Below are 23,019 nucleotides of genomic sequence, written 5' to 3'. Positions count from 1 at the left end.
AGGTGCCCCTCTCGGCCGACGGCACCTTCCGGGTGCAGGTGCCCTTCCGCGACGGCCAGCAGCTCTATCCGATCGAGGCCGTGGCCGCCGATGGCGAGCAGAAGCGCAGCATCACCATGGAGTTCCGACGCTCCACGCCGGAAGACAACAGCAACCCCGCCAGCCAGGCCGTGGCCGAGTGGTTCTGATGGACACCCCCGCCAGCTCCAACCGCAACCTGCTCAAACTGGTCGTGGCCCTCACCCCCATGGCCGGCACCATCCTCTTCCCACTGGTGGTGCCGATCCTGATGCTGCGGGTCAGCATCGCTTCGGGGGTGATCGCCGCCGTGGTGATCGGCACCCTCTGGTTCGTCGCCATGCTCAGCACCTCGGAGATGCCCGGCCACCACTGAGGTGCCCCCCAGGCGCCCCCGAGACGTCCGCCGCCGGGAAGGCTGAAGGAGCGTGCCGCGCCTGCCAGCCCATGGCCCTTGCTGTCTCCCTCTGTCCGTTCCGGCGCGCCCCCAAGGCCCTCGCCGGCCTGGCGGTCCCCCTGCTCCTCGGGGGCTGCGGCCCCGCCCCCGCCGCCCTGAGTGGTGGATCGCCCCAGGCCCTGCCCCTGCCAGCGGGCATCCGGGTGGCCTTCAATCATCGCGGCGACAGCCGCTACCGCAGCCCGATCAGCGGCCAGTGGCGCCAGGGCGATGACCTGGAGGCCCTGCTGCTGGAGACCATCCGCGAGGCCCGCCAGGAGATTCTGGTGGCGGTGCAGGAGCTCTCCCTACCGGCGGTGGCGGAGGCCCTGGCGGAACGGAACCGCCAGGGCGTGCGGGTGCGGGTGGTGCTCGAGAACCTCTACAGCACCCCCTGGAGCCAGCAGCACCCGGTGGATCTGCCGCCCCACCAGCGTCAGCGCCAGCAGCAGCTGGCGGCCCTCGGCCAGGGGGACGCCGTCGCCGTGCTGCAGCGGGCCGGCGTGCCGATGCTCGACGACACGGCCGACGGCAGCCGCGGCAGCGGCCTGATGCACCACAAGTTTCTGGTGGTGGATGGCCGGGTGGTGGTGACCGGATCGGCCAACTTCAGCCCCTCCTGCGTCCACGGCGATGCCAACGCGCCGAGCACCCGCGGCAACGTCAACCACCTGCTGCGCTTCGACAGCCCCGCCCTGGCCGGGGTGTTTGCCGCCGAATTCGCCCGGCTCTGGGGCGATGGCCCCGGCGGCCAACCGGACAGCCGCTTCGGCATCGCCAAGGACGGTGGCGGCGCCCAGGTGGTCGACGTGGCCGGCACCTCGGTGGAGGTGCTGTTCTCCCCCCACCGCCGCCGCGATCCCAACCACGGCCTGGCCTGGCTGGAGACCAAGCTGGCCACCACCAGCCGGCGCCTCGATCTGGCCCTGTTCGTCTTCTCGGGCCAGAACCTGGCCGACCGGCTGCAGGAGCTGCATCGCCGGGGGGTGAAGATCCGCCTGCTGGCGGATCCGGGCTTCGCCAACCGGGCCTTCAGCGAAACCCTCGACCTGCTCGGCGTCACCCTGCCCGACCAGGACTGCAAGATCGAAGCGGGCAACCGGGCCTGGGACACGCCGCTGGAAGGAGTCGGCACACCCCAGCTGGCCCGGGGCGACAAGCTGCACCACAAGTTCGCGGTGCTCGATGGCCGTGAGGTGATCACCGGCAGCTTCAATTGGAGCCCGAGGCCGTGTCAAACATAGAGCAGATACACTGACGCCGCACCATGCGGACGCTTTGGGATGCCCCAGTGCTGGAGCTACCGGAGGACCAGCACCACCCGGCAGGCGAAGGACGACCGCTCCGGCATGGACCGCCAGGAGGCCGCCCTGGCCCGCTGGCTGGCTGCCCACCCGGACTACGTGCTCCAGGAGGCCTTGGTGGATCCGGGCGTGTCGGCCGGGAGGGGCAGGCATCGGAAGCGGGGGGCGCTGTCGAAGTTCATCGACGGCGGCCGCACCGGTGCCGTGCCACCTGGCAGCTGCCTGGTGGTCGAGTCCATGTCCCGGTTCACCCGGGAGGCCGAACGCTCAGCACTGGAGACCCTGCTCCGGGACGTCTGGGGGCAGGGCCTGGCCGTGGCCTTCGCTGATGGGGATGGTGCGGTGCTCACCGGCAAGCTGATCGACAAGGAACCGCACCGGCTCTATGGCCTGCTGGGGGCCATCAGCCAGGCGCGGGCGGAGTGGAACGAGCGCAGCCGCCGGTCGAGCGGTGCCGCCGTGAAGGCGCGGCAGCTGCAGGACCAGGGCCAGCGCACCGGGGGCCCGACGCCCTGGTGGATCGCCCGCGACGATCGAGGCGAACTGGTGCGGGACCAGGCCGGCGGGATGGTGGTGGACCCGACCGCCGCGGCCACCATCCACCGAGCCGTGGATCTGGCCATCAACGGCATGGGCACCACCCTGATCGCCGCCACCCTTGAGGAGGAGGGCCACCGGCCACCGCCAACCGCCAACCGCCGCAGCCAGTACGGGCCGGCACGGGGGGTGTGGACCCACGGGCGCCTGTCGTTCCTGCTGCGCCACCAGAGCCTGCTGGGAACCCTCATCCGCAAGGACGCCCCACCCATCCCCGGCTACTACCCCGCGGTGCTGACCCACGCCAGGTGGGCCGAGCTTCGGGCGGCGATGGAGCGACGGGACAAGATGCGCGGCCGCCTGCGGGGCAGCAGTCAGAAGGTCCACAACCTGTTCCAGGGGCTGGGCCGGTGCGCCTGCTGCGGTGGCGCGATCAGCTTCCACAAGGCGTCCACCCGCTGCAGGGACCATCACCCCGGCTTCGTCGCCTGTCGGGAGGGGAACGTGCGCGAAGGCGGAAACTGCAGCAACAGGGGCTACATCCTCTACGACGAGTGGGAGGCCCACTGCCTCACCCGGCTGGGCTCCTCCGACTGGGAGGCCCTGCTGCGGCGCCCCGAAGATGATGCAGGCCGGCTGGAGCTGGAGCAGGAGGTGGCCCACCTCAGCGTGGAACGGGACCGGCTGCAGGCCCAGCTCGATGCGGCGCAGATAAGGGCCGAGGCGGCATGGCTGGAGGGCGCCACCGAGACCCGACAGGCCACCATCGAGGGGGCGCTCAAGAAGCTGAGGGCCACGCTCAAGGGGGTCCAGACCGATCTGGCCGGGGCTGAGCAGCAGCTGGCGATCATCCGGGCCACGCCCACCGGCAGCGATGCAGCCGCAGAGATGCAGGAGCGGGTGTCGGAGTTCTGGCTGGGGCTCCGTCAGGCATCAGCGGGCGAACGGCTCACCTTCAACCGCTGGCTCCTCAGCCGGGATCCCGCCATCCAGTTCCGCGTCCACCCCGGCAAGCAGATCGAGCTGGTGGTCGGCTGCCAGTCCCAAGGGGTCGAACCCCTGGAGCCTGAGGCGCGGCTTCAGGCGATGGAGGACGGGTTCATCGACCCGATAATCGCTGGCTCCAGCATCACCAGCCGGGATGCAGACCTGAGCTTCCTCACCCCCGACCAGCGTCAGAAGTTCGAATGGGGCACCCCCGAAGAAAGGCTGGAGATCGATGCACTCGTTGCAGCCGAGTTCAACCGCCAGGCGATGGAGAGCTACCGGGAGTCGCTGGCGGCAAGACAACAGGCAGGGCAGGAGACGACGTGATGCTCACCGCCTCCGCTCGCCATCTTCGGCGCCCCTGTCCGCCCCCGGGAACCCTGGGACCAGTTGCTCCATCCCCATGACCCGCCCCCGCTACCTCTGGCACCTCGACCCCGACGGCTGGCCACTAGAACGCATCGACACCATCACTGGCGAGCACGTCCCCGTCATCCTGGGCGGCGCTGAAGGGCAGGACCACCACCTGGGCGGCAGCCGACCCATCGCCTGCTGCTATTCACGGGTGGTGGGGGTGGTGTCTGCCAGACCACGGCAGTGGTGAATCCGGCTGATGCTGCTTTAGCCGGGAGCCCTGTCCGCCATGCGCGTCCCCCGGCCCTGGCCCTATTTGCGTCGCCTAAAGGGTGGGGTGCCTCCGTACACCTGATCGAGGCCCAGGGGCACGAAAGACCAGGGCTTAGACGTGATCGGCGGGCCTGGAGGGTGGCGTGGGAAGCCCCAGCCTGGCCGCTTCAATTGCTGATGCCTTCGCACGCCTGCGCACGACACCTGCGGACCGCGGCGATAATAAAACGATTGGAAAGAGCATGACACCAGGGTCCTCGGCTACCGGAGTGAGCAGTTCATCAGGAAAGGAAGGGACAAGGGTGGCAGCGCCCGGGTGGTGGTCGGCCCCTTGGGAGGCGGACGACGACAACGACCCCGACGCTGGCTGGGCGTCAGTTCCTGACGCCGACGGCGAGGCATGGCCGGAGTCGGCCGGTGCTGCTTCCCTCGACGACGACGCCATCCTCAAGCCACTCGAAGCGCAGTTCGGCCAGGTGCGCTCCCGCGTACGGGTCCGTGACCTGGCCGAGGTGTTCACTCATCAGCGCGAAGTCGACGCCATGCTCGACCAGATTCCTGACGCCTTCGACGGGCTCGACGTCAAGTTCCTCGAGCCCTCGTGCGGATCGGGCAACTTCCTCACCGAGATCCTGCGGCGCAAGCTGCGTCTCGTGACGAAGGCCGCGTGCGTCTCCAAGGAGCACTACGAGCACCGGCTGCTCCGCGCCCTCGCCTCCATCTACGGCGTCGACATCTCACCGGAGAACATCGCCGAGGCCCGCGGGCGCATGGCTCATGTCGTGTTAGAGCACTACCAAACCGACGCGAACACGGTGGAGCCGACCGTCGGCTTCCTCAATGCGGCCGCGCTCATCCTCGGAGACAACGTCGTGGTCGGCGACACGCTCAATGCCGCCGACCAAGTTGAGCTGTGCGACTGGCGGCCAGCGCCGTCCGGCTTCTTCCAGCGGGTGTGGAGCCGGTCCCTTGTTCCTATCGAGGAGCGCGACCTGTTCTGGGCCGAACGCGTCCAGGACGCCGAGCCGGTTCACTACTCCGCTCTCGTTGCCGGCATCGCACTCGTCAAGCCGAAGCGCCGCACGACGAGGTCGAGCCAATGAGCGCCGCGCCCAAGCCCGCGCCGACCACCGCGTCGGTCACCGAGTCGGTCAGCGAATCGACCATCGGGATCGGGGCGACCCGCGCCCGACACGTCCCCGACATCCTCGACGTCATCGCTGCGCTGTCCTCGGATGCTGTCCCTACCCCTCCGGTCCTGGCCCGCGCTTTGCTCGACCTGCTGCCGGGCGAAGTGTGGACCAACCCCGAGTACCGCTGGCTCGACCCAGCCACCAAGTCTGGCTCCATCCTTCGCGAGATTGCTCGACGGCTCATGGCCGGCTTGGCCGAGTGGGAACCAGACCCTGAAGCTCGGGCTGATCATATCTTGCGCTACATGCTGTTCGGCACGGCCGTCACCCAGGTGCACGGCGAGATGTCGCGGCGCTCCGTGTATGTGTCACGCGACGCCAGCAGCAAGTACGCGGCCGTCAACTTCGACGCGCCCGACGGGAACCTGCCATTCGTGCCCGCAGCGCATGACTACCCAACCAACAAGGATGGGAAGGCGTCTGGACCGTGCAAGGTCTGCGGCGCACCACTTAGCCTTGAACGGGGCGACACTCGAGAGAACTACGCCTACGCCTTCATCCACGGGGCGTACCCAACCGAGGAGATGAAGGACATGCAGTTCGATGTCATTGTAGGCAACCCGCCCTACCAGATACAGACCTCAGGCCACGGTGCACAAGCGTCGACGATCTACCACCGGTTCGTTCAACGAGCAATCGCACTCGAACCCAAGTACGTCGCCATGATCACCCCAGCACGCTGGTTCACCGGTGGATTCGGGCTTGACGAGTTCCGCGCATCAATGATCAACGATCGCCGGCTAAGAGCGATTGTGGACAACCCCAAGTTGTTCGATTGCTTCCCCGGCGTCGAGATCAAGGGTGGCGTGTCGTACTTCCTGTGGGACCGCGACCATGACGGTGACTGCGAGTTCTCAACACGCATCAATGGTCAGATCGTGTCCACGAGCAACCGAGACCTCCGTGGCGGAGACGGCATCGTGATCCGCGACAATCGTGCGGTACCCATCGTGGAGCGTCTCCGCCCAGCATTCGAGAAGGCTTCGGCTGAGCAGGCATGTGCTCAGCTCAAGTACTTCGGCGTCCAGATGCTGACGAACTATTCCGGAAGCACGCCTGAGGCCTTCGACGGAGCAATTCCGCTCATCTACAACAGCCACATCGGGTATTCCCGACCCGATCAGATCGAGCGCAACCATCATGCGATCGCCAGCTACAAGGTCTTGATCCCTATGGCTGGTGATGGGCACGGTCGAGAGGTTTCGTACGTCCTCGGCGAACCGATCGCACTTGCGCCAGGTTCTGCCTGCACGATGTCGTACCTGATCGCCGGCATGTTCAAGACCAAGACGGAGACCAAGAACTACGCCAACTACCTGGCCACTAAGTTCGTCCGGTTCTTGGTGCTCCAGCGCAAGGTGACTCAGCATATGACGGCCGAGCGGTTCCGATTCGTGCCCATGCTGGACATGAAGCGGCCCTGGACTGACGAGGACCTGTACGAGCACTTCGGGCTGACGAAGAATGAGCGGGCGTACATCGAAGAGACCATCCACCCCCGCGATGTGGTCCTCTCCCTCGACTCGCCCATCCCCGCGTCGCACCTGCCAGGCGGGGCCAAGTACCGGGCGCCGGGTAAGGAGCGGGAGCAGGCCGAGGTCGAGTCGGACAGCGAGGACTACGCGTGAGTGGGAAGGCCGCAGGGCGCATCTACGTCTACACCGCTCCCGGCTATGACACGGACTGGACCCGCACGGTCGGGTCGACGACGGTGGAAGGACGCGGCCGCTTCAAAGTTGGCTACACGGGCCGCAAGGACCCTCGCGTCCGCATCAAGGAGCAGACCGGGACGCTGTACCCCGGCGGGGACGGCATCGTCATCCACATCGATGAGCCGGCAGTGCGCGAGGACGGCACGACCTTCGACGATCACGCAGTCCACGCGGTGCTCGACTCGGCCGGCGTGCAGCGCCAGAGCGAAGTCGTCGAAGCGACCCTGGACGAGATCCGGGCTGCGATCGCCGCTGTGCGGGCCAGGCGGGCGTACGACCCGGGCCGGGTCGACGACTTCGGGATGCGGCCCGAGCAGGAAGCCGCCGTCGACCAGACCGCCGCCTACTTCGCTGAGCATGCCGGTGACGCACATCCGCCACGCTTTCTGTGGAACGCCAAGATGCGGTTCGGCAAGACGTTCACCACCTACCAGCTCGCCCGGCGCATGGGATGGAAGCGGGTGTTGGTGCTGACGTACAAGCCGGCGGTGCGCAACGCCTGGCACGACGACCTCGTCAGCCACGTCGACTTTGCTGACTGGGTCTACTCCGACCGGCATAACCCGTGTGACCCCGACACCGAAAAGCCCGTCGTGTGGTTCGCCTCGTTCCAGGACCTGTTGGGCAAGGGCGCCGACGGGGACGTCAAGGACCACAACGTCGACGTACACCTGATCGACTGGGACTGCATCGTCCTCGACGAATACCACTTCGGCGCCTGGCAGGGCGCGGCCAAGGAAGTGTGCAGCCCGGCGACGGCTGACACGACCAAGACCGACCGCAAGGAGGCCGCCGACGCTGACGCCGAGGCCGAGCGGGCCGACGAGCTCACCGACCTGGTCAACGAGGGCACACCACGGCTCATCGCCGCCACGCCTGACGCGGGCATCACCGAGGACCTCGACGCCGCCGACTTGCACCTGTCGGCCAAGTCGTACCTGTACCTGTCGGGCACCCCGTTCCGGGCGCTGACCGAAGGAGAGTTCAACGAAGACGCCATCTTCAACTGGACCTACCCCGACGAGCAGGCGGCCAAGGCCGAGTGGGACGAGAACCCGAGCCGGGAGGCAGATCGCAACCCGTACCGTGAGCTGCCCCAGATGCAGATGTTCACCTACGCCTTGTCGGAGATGGCATCGGTGGCGATCGACCAGGGCGCAGACGGGCTGTTCGACCTGTCGGGCTACTTTGCTGCGAACAAAGTTGGGTCCGAGTACCACTTCGTCGACGACAACCGGGTGGGCGAGTTCCTCAACCTGCTGCGCGGTCAGATGACCCAGTCGGCGACCGAGAAGCTGCTCAACAACTTCAAGCCGCCGTTCCCTTACAGCGACGGGCGCTTCACCGCAGCGGTCGAGCACACCGTCTGGTTCTTGCCGTCCGTTGCGTCTGCCCACGCCATGAAGGCCAAGCTCGAGGCGCACCCGTTCTTCAAGGACTACCTCGTGCATGTCGCGGCCGGGAACGCTGCCAAGATGGGCGCCGAGGCCAAGAAGCCCGTCGACGCGGTACTGGCCAAGGCGGCCAAGCTGGGCAAGGGCACCATCACCTTGTCGGTCGGCAAGCTCATGACCGGGGTGACCGTTCCGCAGTGGGGCGCCATTTTGATCCTGCGCTCGCTTAAGTCGCCCGAGTCGTACTTCCAGGCCGCCTTCCGGGTGCAGTCTCCCTGGACAATGCGCAACGATGATGGATCCCGCACCATCAAGAAGGACACGTGCTACGTGTTCGACTTCGACCCAAACCGTGCCCTGACGCTCGTCTACCAGTACGGCACCCAGCTGTCGGGTGGGTCGATGAAGACGCCGCCGCCGGCCGTCATCGGGGAGCTCATCGAGTACCTGCCCATCTTCGCCTTTGATGGCGGCCGCATGGACCCAGTTGACGTCAACACCGTCATGGACTGGGGCACTGCCGGCGCGGGCGCGGCCATGCTCGCCAAGCGCTGGGGCAGCCCGCGCCTCATCGACCTCTCCGACGAGGTCCTCACCAAGTTGCTCGCCGACAGCGACCTTCTTGACCGGCTCGAGCAGGTGGAGGACTTCCGAAACCTGCGTGAGGACGCCAACAAGATCATCGCCCAGTCCAATAAGCTCCGCAAGGGCAAGAAGACCCGGGCCGAAGGCGGTAGCGACGAACCCGAAGACGCCGAAGTGACCGCAGCCCGCAAGGCCAAGCGCGAGCAGGTCAAGACCCTGCGGGCCAAGCTCCTCAAGTTCGTCCAGGCCATCCCGGTGTTCATGTACCTGACCGACTTCCGCGAAGAGGCACTCGTGCACGTCATCGAGTCGCTCGACACCCAGCTCTTCGAGCGGGTCACCGGCCTGACGCTCGCGGACTTCCACAAGCTCGCGGCCGTCGGCGTGTTCAACCCGGTGCACATGGACGAGGCCATATGGCAGTTCCGGCTCTTCGAGCGGGCCAGCCTCGACTACCTCGGCACGCACTTCTACGGCTCGGAGCCGACCCGGCTCGGGCTGTGGGAGCACAGCGAGCCGGCCCCACCCCTCCCGACCGCCTGACGCGCCTGGTCACGTGTCCGGCCCTAGCGCTCAGCGGCAGTTCGGACGCGAACGATATTGGAGGCGTCAGTGATCGATTGGGCTGGGAGAGGACGCTGGAGAATCGCAGCCTCCCCCATCGCCCGCGTCACCACCTCCTCTAGACCCGCCTCATCGGCGCACTTGCCATAGCAACGGCGATGGGTAACAGGGTTAAGGCCCATCATGCGAGCCAGATCACGGACAGCAATAGAACGGGTGTAGGTGTTATGCGCGCGCCAGCAGTAGCCACGCCGCAGGCTGTAAGGCGTCAGGCCAGACGACGCTTCTACCAGGTATTGCCAGAAGTAGAAGCGCTCCGGAAGCTGGGGCAGGCGTCTCCCACGCCCCTGTAGGTTCCTGTTTTGGTATAAAAGCGGAACGCTGCTGGGAGCTTTACTAGCGCCGAACTAAATCCGCGATCCGTTTGGCAGATTGCGGTATCCACCTATCTGCAGCCCCGGCAGGGTGATGGCAGATAGAGAAGCGTCGGCACGTCAAACAGTTGGCGTTTCCGAACATCCACCTAACGAGCAAAATGAATCGGGACAGGCGCCGGTCATGTCTCTACCCTCCCTCCCGATCTCGCCCCGCCCTCGTCCACCGGAGCAGGGCCCAGCGGCCTCGCCGGTGGCCTCCGGATCGGGACCAGCCTCCTCGAGGGGGCCACCTCCACCATGGCCGCCATCAGCAAGTTCCAGGGCCTGGCGAGCATCGGCAAGGGCAACCCGCTGGCGGGAGGCTGAAATGGCCCAGCGCGAGTTCCCGGCGGTTCCATCGTCCCCGTCGCCCCGGGCGTGGACAACTTCATCCGGCCCCGGGCCTTCCAACAGGCGGCGGGGCTGCTACGGCTGCAGGTGTTCAACTCCAGCCCCACGCAAGTCACCGCCATCGGCCAGCGCAGCGGCAGGGACGTGGATGGCCCTCAACCACTGGACCCAGCTCGCTTACGCTCTGGTGCCGTTAAACGACATGCTGACGAAAACCACGCTGACAGGCGTTGAGGTTTATGCCAGCGGCTTCTAGGAGTAGCGGCAGACTGTCGATAGCAAGCTCGCCAGCTAGCTAGCTGTGGTCATAGACATCTCCATAGGTGCGCTCAATCCACAGGACATGAAACACATCTACTATTCTGACGCCCACCATGGGCAACTTTCCAGAGTAGCGAAGAACGATGAAATTTCTGCGGTCACTGAATGGCTCAGGAATCGTTGGTTTGATCTGTGCAGCGGGCAGGGTTTCTAACCCGAGCCCATGGCGAGGAGCAAGGGTGATTTCCTTCCATGTAAGCGCGCATCGCTTCTGAAGGGATATTGCAAATGCCGCCTGCTGATCAACATTTAAGTGCTGAAGGCAATACCCGCTAACAATGTGGGCGAGGCAAAACTTTGGGGTCAGAGTATTGTGGTCTTGGGTAGCAACAATGCTGGACTTAAAGTCGCTGCTTCCAGTATTGAGCTGGGGTTTTGAGCCTCGTTTGTTTTTGTCTCTAGTCATTCAGCGAGAACTCAGAGGTCAGAGGCTCGAGAAGTAGCTACGAATCGAAGCAATCGGGATTGCGACGTTGTGGCTGCCGTCAAACGCATCTTTCCATGGCGGCTCACTGTGTGTCATATTACGCAATCCCCAAGGACTGAACTTAGCGTACTTGTCCCAAACCCCAAGCAGAAACTGAGTAGTTTCGTTGTCGACCTTGTCGAAGGTGAAGTCGTCACTTTCTTCCAGTTGAACGTCGCCAGAGCGGAATTTCTTGAACGCATGATAAACGTCTGGGACTACCGGCCCGTGCGACCATGCCTGGATTGGGTCATCAAATAAAGGCTCTCCATTGCATGCCAGAAAGTGGCCTTGAGCGTAATACAGAAGCTTCTGAAGCTTCAGGTTCGAGATGTCAGCATCGTCAGCATCGGCATACGCTACAAACCATTTGGCGAGCGTCATCGCGTCGTACTTTCCCATTACTCCCCTCCCGTCTTTATTCGGACCCTAGCGTTCCGAGCTCCAAGTGGGCATACAGGCCTTGTGGCTAGGGGCCATGCGGCCAGCGCGTGGGGGCGAGGTTTGACATGCCATCTCCAGAAACTGCTGCTCCAGCGGGTGGGCCAGGGGCGGGCTGCCTGCCAGAAGGTCAGGAGCGCCGCCCGGCCCGGCAACCCTTACGGCGTGACCCAGCCCCTGAGCAGGCGCCACCCCAGCCAATCTCCGACACCCTGAACCACCTCGGGCCGATGGCGCCACTGGTGAGGCTGTCGTCGTCCACTGGCTCCCAGCCAGCAGCGCAGGCGCCACCCTCAGGAACCGGGCCCGCCGACGGGGGCTGGTTTTCACCATTGGGGGCCACCCCCAAGGCTCAGCCCAAGGGGAGCAGCAGCAAGAGCAACCCTCTGGCAGGGTGAGCCTGTGGTCTGTCGCTCCACTGCAGCAGACGGGCCACCACCAGCACCATGAAGCTCGCCGCACTGCTGGCTGTTCTGGTGGCCGCCACGCCCGCCGCGGCCCAAGGGAACTCGTGTGAGCAGTTCATTCAGAACCTCCGCAACACCTATCGGGCCTTGGGCATTGCAGTCCCCGATTGGGCGCAGGCTGGCCGGTGCACTGCAAAAGACCCCTACGGGCGTCCCACGGCCCCAGCCCAGAGCAAGCGGCCATTCCCTAGAGCCGTCCATGTGCGGCTCACTCCTGCCCCATCGACCGGTCAGCAGGGGATCCCTTCTTACGGGCCCTACCAGAACTGACCGGGCAGGTCTTAGGGGAGCGGGTTGGGGCCCAGGGTGATTTTGGGGTCGCGTTATTGAGGGGGGATCCCCTACGCGTGACGCGGCAGATTCCCCCCATACCGGTACCCCTCGGCGCCCATGTGGCCACCGCTGCGGCATCGGCACAGGGGCAACATCGCGGCGCCTGAGTCATCAGCAGGGGGAGACGATTGTTACGAGGTACAACAACAATCCCCGCACGTCACGGCACCCGGCGTTATGGTGCGCTCAGGCAGCAGCACCCGGCCGCAACGGACGCCGGACGCAACGCCACAAGCACCGCAACAGCAACGCCGCCCGCCCGGGGCAGCTGCCCGTCCCATCGCATCCACGGCCATGACCATCGCCTTCCTCGCCGGCTTCTCCCTGCCGGCACTGCTCGGCCACCAGCTGGCCCTGCACCTCGACCACACCGACGCCTCCCTGGGCCGCGGCCTCTGGTCCGACCACGACGGCCCCACCCGCACCTGGGGGCTCGACCTGGGCCGCCACCGGGTGCGCCTGGTGGTCGATCGGGTCGAGGGGCGCACCAGCACCGGCTGGGGCCTGCTCTGACCCGCTGAGGGATGCCGGCTGACCCAGCTGGTCGGCGCCCTCCCGTCGATCGCCACCACCACCACCGCACCACCACCAGCCAGCCCGTAGAGGCGGCGCCCAGGTTCGAGCCCTGGAGCTGGTCTTGCCCGCCGGACGCTCTCCATTCCCGGCCGGGCGCAACCACTGATGAACACCGACACCACCGACCGGGCCCTTCTGCTGGCCCTGGTCGCCGCGGCCGCCACCGTCGAGGCCCTGGCCCTGCTGCTCCGGCCCCTGGTGGCCCACGGCCTGGCCCTGCTGCTCACCCTGGCCGGCTGGAGGCCGACACCATCCAGGCCCGCCCCTGTGCCCCTGCAGCTGGCCCCAGCGCCACCCGCCGCCCTGCTGCTACCTACGGCGCCTGCCCCTGCCCCTGAGGCGCCCATGCCCCAGCTGGAGGCCCTGCCGGTGCGCGAGCTGCGGAAGCTGGCCCGTGCGGCTGGCCACCGTGGCCTGGCCCGCTCCGGTCGCCGTCAGCAGCTGCTGGAGGCCCTGGCGTGAGAGGCCGGCACTGGATCGGCGCCGCCCTCGCCCTGGGCCTGGTCACGGCCGGACCCGCCACCACCATCCGCCTGGCACTGATGGCCGCGTCGCTGGCGCTGCCGGTGGCCGTGGTCTCCGTAGCCCTCGCCGAGGGGAGGGGCGGGCGAGGGCGGCACCCACCGACCGGCGGGCCCCTGTCCACCACCACCACCACTGAGACCACGCCATGACGGCCACCACCACCGCACCGCCGCCGGCCGGCCCTGCCCCGCCCCGATCCGTAACAGGCGAGGGAGGCATCGGATCCGTCACGGCACCACCGCCGGCCCGTAACACCCAGCTCCAGCTGGTGGCCTACTACCGGGTCAGCACCGACCGGCAGGGCCAGAGCGGCCTGGGCCTCGACGCCCAGCGGCTGCGGATCCAGCAGCTGGCCGCCGACCGTGGCGCAGTGCTGGTGGCCGAGTTCACCGAGGTTGAGAGCGGCAGGAAGAACCACCGGCCGGTGCTGGCCCAGGCCCTGGGCGAGGCCCTCAGGCTCAGGGCTGCCGTGGTCGTGGCCAAGCTCGATCGCCTGGCCCGTGATGCCGAGTTCGTGCTGCGGCTCAGCAGGGAGGCGGAGGCCAACGGGCTGGCCGGCTTCCTGTTCTGTGACCTCCCAGAGATCGACGCGACCACCAGCGCCGGCCGGCTGATCCTGTCCGTCATGGCCTCGGTGGCTGAGTTCGAAAGCCGGCGCATCAGCGAGCGCACCAGGGAGGCGATGGCCCAGGCCAGGGCCCGCGGGGTCCGCTTCGGGGCTGCCAGACCCCAGGCCGCCGCGGCCAACGCTGCCAGGCGCCAGCAGGCCACAGAGGCGGCCGAACGGCTGCGGGGGATCCTGCGCCCCATGGCGGCGTCAGGGGCCTCCCTGCGGACCATGGCGGCGGCCCTGGAGGCGGCCGGCGTCACCACGGCCGGCGGTGCGTCCCGATGGCAGCCCACCCAGGTCTCGCGGGCGCTGCAGCGGCTGGGGCTGGGGCCGTCGCCGATCACACCCCCCAACGCTGCCGCACACCCATAGGCTCCAGCTCCCAAGCCGAGCCGTGATGGGCCAGCAGCAGCGCCACCGCTACGAGCAGCAGGGCCTACCCGGAACGGGCGTGCCCGCTGAGCGGTACGGCCCCGAGCGTCCCGGGCCGAAGCTGGAGACGCTCGAACAGGGCCAGCTGCAGGTCGCGCCCCTCGGTCCACTGTTCGAGGGGGCACCGGTGGAAGGCGGGCCCGGCTGAGCTCGCTGCCCGGCGCCTGCTGGCTGAGAGAGCAGGGGATCCCGGTCCTGTGGCGGCTATCACCGGGTTCCGTGACACTGGAGGGATGCCTCCCCTCACCCCAGCCGAACGCCAGGCCCGCCGGAGGGCCCGTCTCAAGGCGGGCGAGGCGGTAGCGAGCTGCCCCAGCTGCGGGGCCAAGCTGCAGCCCACCCTCAGGCAGCGCCCCGACCGCCAGGGAGACGGGCTGTGCTGGCCGTGCTGGATCAAGACCCCGGCGGGGCTGGAGGCCGAACGAGAGCGGGGCAAGCGCACCAGGGCCGCCGATCTGGAGCGGGCCCGGGAGCTGGGGCGGGAGCGGGCCAGGCGATGGCGGCAGCAGCAGCGGGCCTCCCAGGGCGGCGAGGGCGACCAGGCGCAGGGCTGAGGGCTGGCCTCGGGGCTGGTGGCCGCGGCCGCGGCCGGCGTCCTCGAGGGGGTGCTGCTCAGGTGGCTCGGGCGCCTGCGGGCGTGGCCTCGCTGCCGGTCATCCGCTCGATGTACTGGGCCAGCTCCGCCGCCTCGTCCTCGGCCTTGACGGCGGCCAGCACCTCCTCGAACGGCGTCACCCGGTTGCCGATCGCCTCGCGGAACTCATCCAGCGCCTTCTCCCGTTTCGTCCGGCTGCCGACGCTCACCAGCAGCGGGTGGAGCTGGAAGAACAGCCGGCCGCTGTGGGGTCCCCGGGTGCTGGGATCGGGCAGGTAGCGCCGCTCCCAGGGCTCCAACTTCTTGGCGGGCTTCTCCTTGCGGCGCACCAGCAAGCCCAGTTTCTTCAGCGCGCTGAGGTGGCGGCCGAAGTTCTCGGGGTGCATCCCGTAGACGGCCGACAGCTCATCGCCGGTGGCCCACGCCTTGCCGGTGAGGGGATGCACCCGGGCGGCGATGGCCCAGACGGCGAGCAGGGCCCGAGGTGGCAGCGTCCCGTCCAGCAGCATCCGCTCCACGGCGCGCACGCCCTGGTGGTGCCACATCGTGAAGCCGGTGAGCTTGTCGCAAGGCGTGACTCTCATTGGAGAGAAGCGAAGTGAGAACGGTTATTGATGCAAGGTTGCAAGTACACCTCCCCCACCCATCGACCCACTGCACCGATGCAGTGAGTGGAGGAGGAGCAAGGACACCTCCCAAAGCCCGGGGCCCGGTGCACGGATGCACCACTGGAGGGATGCCAAGCGCCGGACTGGTGATGAAGGTGGGGCGTGGGGGTCGTGGGGGTCCGGTGGGGGCGGGGGAACCCCCGCGCAACTCCGATGCGCTGCAGCGGATCTGGCCGTCTTGGGGGTCGTGGGGGTCGTCTGGGGGTTCGTGCATCTCCAGAGCAATGGAGCGGGTGGGAGAAAGGAAGAAACCAAAAAAGAACCCCCACGACCCCCACAACCCCATAACTCCAGTCCTGGCCTGTGATCTTTGTGGGGGTCACCGCGACCCCCACATGACCCCCACGACCCCCACGTCATGGAAGGTCCCCTGTCGGCACGTAGGCCAGGCCGCCACGATCGGGTGATTCGATTCGTCCGACCCCGAGCGCGCGCAAGGCCTCGATGGCAGCTTCGAAGCTGTCCCGCCCCCACTCCTCCGCCTGGCGCTTCCCGAGGCGGTCGCGGAGCTGCCGCCACTGAAATGGCTTCTTCACTGACCTGGCGGTGTCGTGGATCTTCCGCATCAGCCCGGTGGGCTCGGATCCGGCGTTCAGATCGGCATGGAGGCCCAGAACCAACCCGTTCAGGTGCTCCACAAGGTCGATCGCCCGCAGCAGCGGATCAGCCCCGACCGTGGTGCCTTTCGTGCCGTTGGCGATCCCATCCAGACGGTGGAGCAGACCAGCCACGCGGAGCACCTTCCCTGCGGACTTGCCGAGGACAGCGCCCTGGGCGGGGATGGTGGCGGCGGCGGCGGCGAGGGCCTGGCGGTGCTCATAGTCGGCGAACAGCTCCATGGCATCCGGGCCCAGGTGCAGCTGCCTGGCCGGTTCGCGGTGGATTTCCCCGAGGATGCGCTGCAGGTCTGCGCCGGCCCGATCAATGGCGGCCTGCTCCTCAGGGGTGGGGCAGGGCAGCCGCTTCGGCTGCTGGGTCAGCGGGGCGAACAGGAACCGTGCGTAGCGGCCGTCGGCGTCGCTGGTGCTGGCGTTGACCAGCTGGGCCAGCACCGCGGGCTGCATGCACCCAGCGATCGACACCAGGGAATCGGGGAACTCGCGGGTGCCGCTGATCCGAAGGGACGTGTGACCCTCGCCGTCGAACAGCTCGAGGAGGAACTGGCCATCGTTCCCGCCGCCGCCCTTGTACTGGTTCAGGCCGGCGAACAGAGCCGACAGCTCATCGCGCAGCACCAACAAACCCCGCCGGCGTTCCGCCAGGGTGACGAGCTGGGCGGCCAAGGCCTCGCCGGTCACGTCCCCCACGTGGAGGCGCAGCGGCTGGGGGGCATCGGGCTTCTGGCCTTTCGAGGCCTCACGGCACTGCTGGGTCCATTCCTGCAGGTCGCGCCGGTTCCCTTCGGCCATGGTCTGGCGGATCTCGGCGGTTGGGTCCAGCACCACCCGTCGGAGCAGTGGGGATTTCTTCTGGCCGCTGGCGGCGATGATCGCGGTCCAGAGGTTGAGCGGAACGGTGAACCCAGAGGCTGGGTTCCCAGTGATGCGGCTGCCGATCTTCTGGAGGCTGGCGACTGAAGAAAGGAACAGGCAGGCCACCGCAGGGGCATCGGCCGGCAGGTACCGGGTCCGCAGCTCCAGGGCCTGGGCGATCGGGGCCGGCAGCAGGTAGTCGAGGGTGAGGGCCTGGCCGGCCTGCTGCTGGTCGATCCGCTTCTGCAGGCGCTCGGCCTCGGCGGCGATCCTTTCGGCCCCCTGGCCTTCAGCCTGGAGGGCCTCGGCCATCTTGCGGAGGGCCAAAGGGTGCAGCTTCGTCCGCTGCGCCAGGCTCGCCAGCAGGGCCTCCATGTCGGCGCTCCCGATGCCATCGGCCACGGCCTCGCGGAGCTTCCGCTGGGCAAGCGTGGCGGGGTCTGGTGACTCCTCCGCCGATGCCGCTGCCGTTGCGGACTCATCCCGGAACATCTCATCAACCTGGGCGTTTCGGGTGCCGCTGAACGGGATGACGTTGCTGGCAGGCTGCGCTGCCTTCCGGCGGTGGAACCCCAGCCGCTGCAGCAGCTTGTCCTCTGGGGTCCCCGTGGTGGGCTGCCGAGCGGCGGCACCCTCGAACCGGGCCCAGGCGGCACGGGTGTCGAATGGCGCGCCGTTGATCGTGTCGGGGCAGTGGCTGAGGTAGCAGGCGTAAGCGTCATGGGCGGTTTCGTCCGCTTGCGCCCCCTGGGCCTGCAGCCAGGCCTCCACGGCGACCAGCTCCATGGAAAGGGCTAGGCCGTCGTCATTGCAGGACCCCTCGCGGCTGCCGGTTTCGATCAGCTCCGCCGCGGCCTTGGTGATGAAGTCCCGGAACGGCACCGGGGCGCCGGACACCATCGGCGCAGGCCTGGGAGCCTGCAGCAGAGGCAGCGGGGCTGGGGTTGCGGTGCCGGCGGGGATGCACTGCTCCAGCTCCCGGACGCTGTAGCGGGCGCCGCTGTTGTGGATGATCTCGGCCCGGTTGTCGGTCGGCTTGCCGGTGGCCTTGTCGATGTAGGCGAAGCCCGGCAGCCGCATCACCCTGGAGGGGTTCTTGCAGCTGCGGTCGCTGTCGCAGTGTTCGATCAGGCGTGTCTGGAGCTGGCGCCACTCGGCGGCCGGCATGGGCTCGCGCAGGACCCAGTAGCAGTGGACCGACTTCCCACCGGTCGCCACCATCAGGGACGGCTCAGGCAGCCCCAGCTCCTTGCAGGCGTTCCGCTGCCAGTCGATGGGCTTGTTGTCCCACTCGACAAACACGGCCGACACCGTGGGGCAGTCTTCGTCGATGACCGCACCGGTTGGGCGGCCGGTCTTGCGGTCGGTGCCGGTGGCGCCGGTGGCGTTGCCGACGACCACGTAGATCGACTGGCTGGCGTTGTCGCGGACGAGGGCCTCGAGGTTGAAGCCCAACAGGTCCCTGCCGCGTCGCCTCCTGTTGGGCTGTGTGCCCTGCTGCAGGGTGCGGAAGTAGGTCTGCGCTGGGTCCTTGCCCAGTGCCTCAAGGAAGGCCAGAGCATCCTCAGCGGCGGTGAGCGCCGCGGGCGTGGGTGTGGCAGCCATCAGGGCCTCCCCTCCCACTTCGCCAGATCCATGGCGACGGTGAGCCGGTCCACCAGACGCGAGGCCCGAATGGGGCAGTCCGGGTGGGCATCGATGATCCGCCCGGCCGCGGCCTGCAGCCCGGCAACGCCCAAAGCCCGGGGGGCACGGAGCTGGCCGATACGGCGGGCGAGCAGCTGCGACTCCCACCCGCTGAGGAATGGCAGAATCAGCTGGGAACTGTCACAACCTGCCCGGTTCTTTCTTGCCGGGGCACGGCCGCCCGAGGGGTCAGGTCCTCGTCGGCCTTCATCAATGGGAGCCACCGCCTACCTCCCTTCGCTGTGGGGAGTGGCCTCGGTGGTGGTGGTGGGGTTTAGGGCCTCGGGCCGCCAGCGGCTCGAGGGGTGCGGGCGATCGCGGATCTGGCTGCCGAGGTCGAGCAGGTGTTGCACCAGGGCGGGATCCGCTTCAGGCCTGGCAGTTGATACGTAGTGTTCGACGGCGCGACGGAACAGGCTGATCTTCGACTGGCCAAGACTTGCCGCCAGATCATCAATGGCTGCCGCGTAGGCAGGTGGAAGTCGGAGCGAAACGATGCAGGTAACTCCAGGCTGCACCGTCAGGCCTGGCCCGCTTCTTGGGGCGGTGAAGTCCATAGGTATTGGAAAAACAATGGGTGGATAAAGGTGCTGCTCGGCTGGTTGGGGATGGCATGGAACGTCGTGGTGGTGGTGGAAGAAGGCGCTCCACCGGGGGCGGTGCGTCTTCGTGCCAAAGCATAGGTTGGAGCTGCTATGAAGTCAAGGCAATACGCCGAAATTGGATGAACTTGAGACCAGCAATATCCGATTCATCCACAGGACTGAGAGCCCGCTAAACAGACGGCCGTGGTCTACATCCACACTCCTAGGAGTACCCCCTTTGTTTCACTCGAATGGCGGAGGGATTGCGCCGGATGGCTCCCAGCGATGCGCCCGCTGCAGAGCCACGGCCTGGGCCGCGTCCAGCAGGCGGCCCTGATGGAAGCCCCCGGTGATGGCGCCGTCCGGCCCCTGGAGGAGGAGGGCCCAGTCGGCGTGGGGGTGCCGGTCCAGGGGGCGGGTGAGCAGGAGCGGGGTCTCCAGCGCCCGCCGCGGTCTGGTGGTGGGTGGAGCTGGCATCAGCTAGCGAGCAGGGAATCGTCTCCCATCTCCCGGGCCCGTTGCCGCTCGGCCCGCTGCTGAGCTTTCCGCTCAGCTGCCTCCCGCTCCTTCTTCTGCTGCTGGAACTGGCCCATCGCCCAGAGGTTGCTGTGGCCCAGGGCCTTCGCGGCTGCTTTGAACTCCCCCATCGTTCTGAGGCAGCGGCGCAGCTCGGTGTAGATCGCGCCCTTTGGAATCCGCCCCAGCCCGTACAGCCTGCACACCGTTTCCAGTCGCTTGCGGTTGTGCTCCTCCCGCTGGAGCGCGGCCTGCTCCGGGGTGATGTGGACCAGCTGGGCCGACGGGTCCTGCCGGGCCACCACCTCGATGCGGCCATCGGAGGCGCGGATCGTCTTGCTCCGCTCCCCCCGAGGCTGGGCCACCGTGGAGGCGTCCAGGCTCCATGCGATCTCCTCGCAGGGCGGCGGCAGCTCCCGCCAGCTGGGCCCGTGGTCGATCAGCAGCGCCCGCACCTTCCCCGGCGACGGCCGCAGCACCCGCCCCTGGAGCTGGCGCAACAGGCGGAGCGATCGGGTGGGCCGCACCAGCTGGAGGCAGCCGGCCTCCGGCACGTCCAGGCCCTCGTCCACAAGGGCACAACAGCACAGCACCTGGATCTCCCCCGCACGGAACGCCGCGAAGATCCGGTCCCGCTCGGCCGTGGGGGTCTTCCCGTCCACCGCCACCGCCTTGATGCCCGCTGCCCGGAACGCCGCGGCCAGTTCCTCGGCATGCTCCACTGAGACGCCAACGCAGATGGTCGGCATCCTGCTTGTGTTAAGCCGCAGCCAGTCGCGTACCACGGACCCGGCGAGGCCCACGACCCGCAGGCCCAGCTCGCTGATGTCGTAGTCCCCCCGCGTGGTCCGAACCCCCGCCACATCGATCTGGGCGGCGGCGTAGAGGTCGTACATACATAGGTGTCCCTGGGCCATCAGCCACCGGGGGCTGGGCCCCTCGAGCAGCACATCGAACCCGGCCTCACCCAGGCCGCGGCCATCCGGGCGAATCGGGGTCGCGGTGAACCCGATCAACAGTTCCGGCGCCATGGCGTCCCGCACCTTCCGCCAGCTGGGGCTCCCCATGTGGTGGGCCTCGTCGGCGATCAGCAGCACCCCCTGGGGCAGCTGGTCCAGCCGCCGAACGATCGTATGCACCATCGCCACCAGCACCGGGGCGGACCAATCCGGCCGGCTCCCGGCCTCCGCCAGCTGGGGGGCCTCGCCGGTGTGGCGGGTGATGGCCGCGGCGATCTGCTGGAGGATCTCCCGCCGGTGGCAGATCACCACGGTCTGGCGGCCGGTGCTCCGGTTCAGCCGCACGATCTCGGCGATCAGCGCCGTCTTGCCACCACCGGTCGGCAGCACCACCAGGGGGGCCTGGCGCTCCTTCAGCGCGGCGCAGGCCCTGGCGATCAGGTCGGCCTGATACGGGCGCAGGGTGAAGCCCATCAGGTCCCCTCGCTGGCCGTGCCGGGGGGCTGGTGCTGGGCCACCCATGCCGCCACAGCGGCCGCCACCTCTCCGGACTGGGAGCGGAAGTTGTGGACGGCGAGCTGGTCGAGCTGCGCCCTCAGCGAAACCGGGATGCGGGAACGGATCTCAGCAACTGCCGCTCCCTGCGTCGTGTGTGTGCTCAATGTATGAATCAGCGAGTGCGGCGTTCCAGAACGATGAAACCCTGCTGCTGATCCGCTCCCCCTTACTGGCGCGCCACTTCGAAGCGGAAGTCGACCGCCTCTGGCGCGGGGCCGAACTGGGCGTCAGCGGCCGCCTGGCCCGCCGCATGGAGCAGCGGCGGCGCAGCTGCGGCAGCGGAACACAGCGGGCTGAAGCAGCCGCGCCCGCAGCGACGACTACGATTCGGTAACGCCTAGCACAGGATCCATGGACCCGGTGTCCACTCCCGCCGCCACCGCCAGCTCCCGCCAGGTCACCCCACGCCTGGATGCCATCAACCTGATGCTGCGGGACCTGCACACCCGCCACGACGAAATCCGCCACCGTGCCGCCTTCCGGGGCTGCACCAGCGAGCTGCTGACCGTTCAGCAGGAACTGGTCGACTACCTGCTCAGGATGAAGAGCTCCCTCCAGGGGGCGGAGACCGCCAACCCTGAGGAGGGCCTCAACTACAACTCCTTCACCTGAGCAGCCCGTCCGGGGCCCCTGCCAGCCGGGTGGTGGTGGTGGGGGCCGGTCCCGCCGGCGCCAGCCTCGCCTTGCTGTTGGCCCGCCGCGGCCTCCCGGTCAACCTGATCGATACCGCCGGCCGTGGCGGCCGTCCCTTCCGGGGCGAAGGGTTGATGCCCAGCGGCCTGGCGGCCCTGGCCGCCATGGGCCTGCTGCCCCTTCCGCCCTCAGTGGCCCAGCGCCCCCTGGCGGCCTGGAGCTTCTTCCTCGACGGCCAGCTCCTGTTCGAGGCGGCCGAGCCGATGGGCAGCCCGGTCCCCTGCACCCTGATCGACCAGGACGCGCTGCTGCGGGAACTTCTGAGCCAGGCGGGCCGGCTGCCGGGGTTCCGCTTCCACCAGGGCCAGGCCGTCACCGACCTGCTGGAGCAGGACGGCCGCATCGCTGGGGTGCGCCTGGCTGACGGCACCGCCCGGGACGCCGACCTGGTGGTGGCCTGCGATGGCCGGGAGTCGCTGCTGCGCCGCAAGGCGGAGCTGGTGCTGGAGAGCGCCCCCAGCCCGCTCGACGTGCTCTGGTTCCGGCTGGAGCCCCAGGGGGCCGAGGCGCTCGTGCATTGGCTGGCCGGCCACTTCGTGACCGTGGTGGGCGCCGCCGGCAGCTATGCCCTGTTCCCCTCCGCCCGCGGCGGCGTGCAGCTCGGCTGGGCGATCGAACCGGACCGCACCGCCCAGACCCCCACCCCGGCCAGCCCCAAGGCCTGGTTGGAGCTCTGGGCCAGGGACGCCCCCGAACCCCTGGCCCGATTGCTGCGGGCCTTGACGGAGACGGCCGTGCAGGGGCCGGTGCGACTGCCGGTACGGGTGGGGCTCTGCCCGCGCTGGCAACGGCCGGGCCTGCTGCTGCTCGGCGATGCCGCCCACCCGATGAGCCCGCTGCGGGCCCAGGGCATCAACATGGCCCTGCGCGATGCCCTGGTGGCCGCCAGGCATCTGGCGCCCGCCCTGCAGGCGGGTGGGCCGGCCGCCATCGATCAAGCGGCAGCGGCGATCACCGCCGCGCGGCTGCCGGAGATCCGGCGGATCCAGCAGC

The 23,019-nt window shown here is 68.1% G+C and carries 22 protein-coding genes and 1 pseudogene; 17 read left to right on the top strand and 6 right to left on the bottom strand.

Annotated features, from left to right (window positions below; all coding sequences use genetic code 11):
* The 8 genes and pseudogenes from VB739_RS12350 to VB739_RS12315 all read left to right on the top strand — a co-directional run.
* Positions 1 to 188 (top strand): annotated as a pseudogene (locus VB739_RS12350) (DUF4912 domain-containing protein); the annotation flags it as partial.
* Positions 188 to 394: a hypothetical protein gene (locus tag VB739_RS12345; protein ID WP_216909116.1), complete on the top strand. Its 207-nt coding sequence runs from the start codon at positions 188 to 190 to the stop codon at positions 392 to 394. The pseudogene VB739_RS12350 and the gene VB739_RS12345, both read left to right, overlap by 1 nt.
* 71 nt (positions 395 to 465) lie before the next feature.
* Positions 466 to 1,698, top strand: a complete 1,233-nt coding sequence (locus tag VB739_RS12340; RefSeq protein ID WP_323357354.1) for a phospholipase D-like domain-containing protein — start codon at positions 466 to 468, stop codon at positions 1,696 to 1,698.
* 39 nt (positions 1,699 to 1,737) lie between these two features.
* Positions 1,738 to 3,609: a recombinase family protein gene (locus VB739_RS12335; protein WP_323357353.1), complete on the top strand. Its 1,872-nt coding sequence runs from the start codon at positions 1,738 to 1,740 to the stop codon at positions 3,607 to 3,609.
* A gap of 76 nt (positions 3,610 to 3,685) precedes the next feature.
* On the top strand, positions 3,686 to 3,886 hold the full coding sequence (locus tag VB739_RS12330; protein WP_323357352.1) for a hypothetical protein: 201 nt from the start codon (positions 3,686 to 3,688) through the stop codon (positions 3,884 to 3,886).
* A gap of 325 nt (positions 3,887 to 4,211) precedes the next feature.
* The gene (locus VB739_RS12325) at positions 4,212 to 5,012 is read left to right on the top strand and encodes a hypothetical protein (RefSeq protein ID WP_323357351.1); all 801 of its coding nucleotides are present in this window, start codon (positions 4,212 to 4,214) and stop codon (positions 5,010 to 5,012) included.
* Entirely contained in the window at positions 5,009 to 6,730 is a 1,722-nt protein-coding gene (locus VB739_RS12320) for an Eco57I restriction-modification methylase domain-containing protein (RefSeq protein ID WP_323357350.1), read from the top strand. The genes VB739_RS12325 and VB739_RS12320 overlap by 4 nt, the downstream gene beginning before the upstream one ends.
* Entirely contained in the window at positions 6,727 to 9,336 is a 2,610-nt protein-coding gene (locus VB739_RS12315; protein ID WP_323357349.1) for a hypothetical protein, read from the top strand. The genes VB739_RS12320 and VB739_RS12315 overlap by 4 nt, the downstream gene beginning before the upstream one ends.
* Positions 9,337 to 10,869: 1,533 nt before the next feature.
* Here VB739_RS12315 and VB739_RS12310 read toward each other — a convergent pair.
* The gene (locus VB739_RS12310; RefSeq protein ID WP_323357348.1) at positions 10,870 to 11,295 is read right to left on the bottom strand and encodes a Panacea domain-containing protein; all 426 of its coding nucleotides are present in this window, start codon (positions 11,293 to 11,295) and stop codon (positions 10,870 to 10,872) included.
* Positions 11,296 to 12,446: 1,151 nt separating this feature from the next.
* Between VB739_RS12310 and VB739_RS12305 the strand changes: the two genes are divergently transcribed.
* From VB739_RS12305 to VB739_RS12280, 6 genes are all read left to right on the top strand, one after another.
* Positions 12,447 to 12,665: a hypothetical protein gene (locus VB739_RS12305; protein ID WP_323357346.1), complete on the top strand. Its 219-nt coding sequence runs from the start codon at positions 12,447 to 12,449 to the stop codon at positions 12,663 to 12,665.
* Positions 12,666 to 12,833: 168 nt separating this feature from the next.
* Positions 12,834 to 13,190, top strand: a complete 357-nt coding sequence (locus VB739_RS12300; protein ID WP_323357345.1) for a hypothetical protein — start codon at positions 12,834 to 12,836, stop codon at positions 13,188 to 13,190.
* Entirely contained in the window at positions 13,187 to 13,402 is a 216-nt protein-coding gene (locus VB739_RS12295) for a hypothetical protein (protein ID WP_323357344.1), read from the top strand. The genes VB739_RS12300 and VB739_RS12295 overlap by 4 nt, the downstream gene beginning before the upstream one ends.
* The gene (locus tag VB739_RS12290; protein WP_323357343.1) at positions 13,399 to 14,235 is read left to right on the top strand and encodes a recombinase family protein; all 837 of its coding nucleotides are present in this window, start codon (positions 13,399 to 13,401) and stop codon (positions 14,233 to 14,235) included. Before VB739_RS12295 ends, VB739_RS12290 begins: the two co-directional genes overlap by 4 nt.
* A 25-nt stretch (positions 14,236 to 14,260) precedes the next feature.
* Positions 14,261 to 14,443: a hypothetical protein gene (locus tag VB739_RS12285; RefSeq protein WP_323357342.1), complete on the top strand. Its 183-nt coding sequence runs from the start codon at positions 14,261 to 14,263 to the stop codon at positions 14,441 to 14,443.
* Between the two features lie 85 nt (positions 14,444 to 14,528).
* Positions 14,529 to 14,849, top strand: coding sequence for a hypothetical protein (locus tag VB739_RS12280; RefSeq protein ID WP_323357341.1), 321 nt, complete (start codon positions 14,529 to 14,531; stop codon positions 14,847 to 14,849).
* 58 nt (positions 14,850 to 14,907) lie between these two features.
* Here the strand turns inward: VB739_RS12280 and VB739_RS12275 are convergent, their stop codons facing one another.
* From VB739_RS12275 to VB739_RS12255, 5 genes are all read right to left on the bottom strand, one after another.
* Positions 14,908 to 15,474: a hypothetical protein gene (locus tag VB739_RS12275; protein WP_323357340.1), complete on the bottom strand. Its 567-nt coding sequence runs from the start codon at positions 15,472 to 15,474 to the stop codon at positions 14,908 to 14,910.
* A 440-nt stretch (positions 15,475 to 15,914) separates the two neighbouring features.
* Positions 15,915 to 18,635 (bottom strand): DUF3987 domain-containing protein, encoded by a 2,721-nt coding sequence (locus tag VB739_RS12270; protein WP_323357339.1) that lies wholly within the window; start codon positions 18,633 to 18,635, stop codon positions 15,915 to 15,917.
* Positions 18,636 to 18,943: 308 nt separating this feature from the next.
* Positions 18,944 to 19,234, bottom strand: a complete 291-nt coding sequence (locus tag VB739_RS12265; protein ID WP_323357338.1) for a ribbon-helix-helix domain-containing protein — start codon at positions 19,232 to 19,234, stop codon at positions 18,944 to 18,946.
* A 309-nt stretch (positions 19,235 to 19,543) separates the two neighbouring features.
* Complete coding sequence (locus VB739_RS12260) at positions 19,544 to 19,777, bottom strand: hypothetical protein (RefSeq protein ID WP_323357337.1); 234 nt, start codon at positions 19,775 to 19,777, stop codon at positions 19,544 to 19,546.
* Positions 19,777 to 21,249 carry a DEAD/DEAH box helicase gene (locus VB739_RS12255; RefSeq protein ID WP_323357336.1) on the bottom strand — a complete coding sequence of 491 codons (1,473 nt, stop codon included), beginning with the start codon at positions 21,247 to 21,249 and terminating at the stop codon, positions 19,777 to 19,779. The genes VB739_RS12260 and VB739_RS12255 overlap by 1 nt, the downstream gene beginning before the upstream one ends.
* 187 nt (positions 21,250 to 21,436) lie before the next feature.
* On the opposite strand from VB739_RS12255, the gene VB739_RS12250 reads away from it, so the two are divergent.
* The 3 genes from VB739_RS12250 to VB739_RS12240 all read left to right on the top strand — a co-directional run.
* Positions 21,437 to 21,667: a hypothetical protein gene (locus VB739_RS12250; protein ID WP_323357335.1), complete on the top strand. Its 231-nt coding sequence runs from the start codon at positions 21,437 to 21,439 to the stop codon at positions 21,665 to 21,667.
* A gap of 17 nt (positions 21,668 to 21,684) precedes the next feature.
* Complete coding sequence (locus VB739_RS12245; RefSeq protein WP_323357334.1) at positions 21,685 to 21,945, top strand: hypothetical protein; 261 nt, start codon at positions 21,685 to 21,687, stop codon at positions 21,943 to 21,945.
* Between the two features lie 38 nt (positions 21,946 to 21,983).
* A partial coding sequence (locus VB739_RS12240) for an FAD-dependent monooxygenase (protein WP_323357333.1) occupies positions 21,984 to 23,019 on the top strand: 1,036 nt, incomplete at its 3' end.

The organism is Cyanobium gracile UHCC 0281, assembly GCF_034931305.1.
In the GTDB taxonomy this organism is placed as follows: Bacteria; Cyanobacteriota; Cyanobacteriia; order PCC-6307; family Cyanobiaceae; genus Cyanobium; species Cyanobium gracile_A.
The sequence above is the reverse complement of the archived record's forward strand: the minus strand, read 5'-3'. Positions and strand labels throughout refer to the sequence as shown.

What these genes read in the sequence shown, in the direction of transcription:
- VB739_RS12345 (WP_216909116.1), top strand. Translation starts at nt 188, where the DNA reads ATGGACACCCCCGCCAGCTCCAACCGCAACCTGCTCAAACTGGTCGTG.
- VB739_RS12340 (WP_323357354.1), top strand. Translation starts at nt 466, where the DNA reads ATGGCCCTTGCTGTCTCCCTCTGTCCGTTCCGGCGCGCCCCCAAGGCC.
- VB739_RS12335 (WP_323357353.1), top strand. Translation starts at nt 1,738, where the DNA reads ATGCCCCAGTGCTGGAGCTACCGGAGGACCAGCACCACCCGGCAGGCG.
- VB739_RS12330 (WP_323357352.1), top strand. Translation starts at nt 3,686, where the DNA reads ATGACCCGCCCCCGCTACCTCTGGCACCTCGACCCCGACGGCTGGCCA.
- VB739_RS12320 (WP_323357350.1), top strand. Translation starts at nt 5,009, where the DNA reads ATGAGCGCCGCGCCCAAGCCCGCGCCGACCACCGCGTCGGTCACCGAG.
- VB739_RS12310 (WP_323357348.1), bottom strand. Translation starts at nt 11,295, where the DNA reads ATGACGCTCGCCAAATGGTTTGTAGCGTATGCCGATGCTGACGATGCT.
- VB739_RS12305 (WP_323357346.1), top strand. Translation starts at nt 12,447, where the DNA reads ATGACCATCGCCTTCCTCGCCGGCTTCTCCCTGCCGGCACTGCTCGGC.
- VB739_RS12300 (WP_323357345.1), top strand. Translation starts at nt 12,834, where the DNA reads ATGAACACCGACACCACCGACCGGGCCCTTCTGCTGGCCCTGGTCGCC.
- VB739_RS12290 (WP_323357343.1), top strand. Translation starts at nt 13,399, where the DNA reads ATGACGGCCACCACCACCGCACCGCCGCCGGCCGGCCCTGCCCCGCCC.
- VB739_RS12285 (WP_323357342.1), top strand. Translation starts at nt 14,261, where the DNA reads ATGGGCCAGCAGCAGCGCCACCGCTACGAGCAGCAGGGCCTACCCGGA.
- VB739_RS12280 (WP_323357341.1), top strand. Translation starts at nt 14,529, where the DNA reads ATGCCTCCCCTCACCCCAGCCGAACGCCAGGCCCGCCGGAGGGCCCGT.
- VB739_RS12275 (WP_323357340.1), bottom strand. Translation starts at nt 15,474, where the DNA reads ATGAGAGTCACGCCTTGCGACAAGCTCACCGGCTTCACGATGTGGCAC.
- VB739_RS12270 (WP_323357339.1), bottom strand. Translation starts at nt 18,635, where the DNA reads ATGGCTGCCACACCCACGCCCGCGGCGCTCACCGCCGCTGAGGATGCT.
- VB739_RS12260 (WP_323357337.1), bottom strand. Translation starts at nt 19,777, where the DNA reads ATGCCAGCTCCACCCACCACCAGACCGCGGCGGGCGCTGGAGACCCCG.
- VB739_RS12255 (WP_323357336.1), bottom strand. Translation starts at nt 21,249, where the DNA reads ATGGGCTTCACCCTGCGCCCGTATCAGGCCGACCTGATCGCCAGGGCC.
- VB739_RS12250 (WP_323357335.1), top strand. Translation starts at nt 21,437, where the DNA reads ATGTATGAATCAGCGAGTGCGGCGTTCCAGAACGATGAAACCCTGCTG.
- VB739_RS12245 (WP_323357334.1), top strand. Translation starts at nt 21,685, where the DNA reads ATGGACCCGGTGTCCACTCCCGCCGCCACCGCCAGCTCCCGCCAGGTC.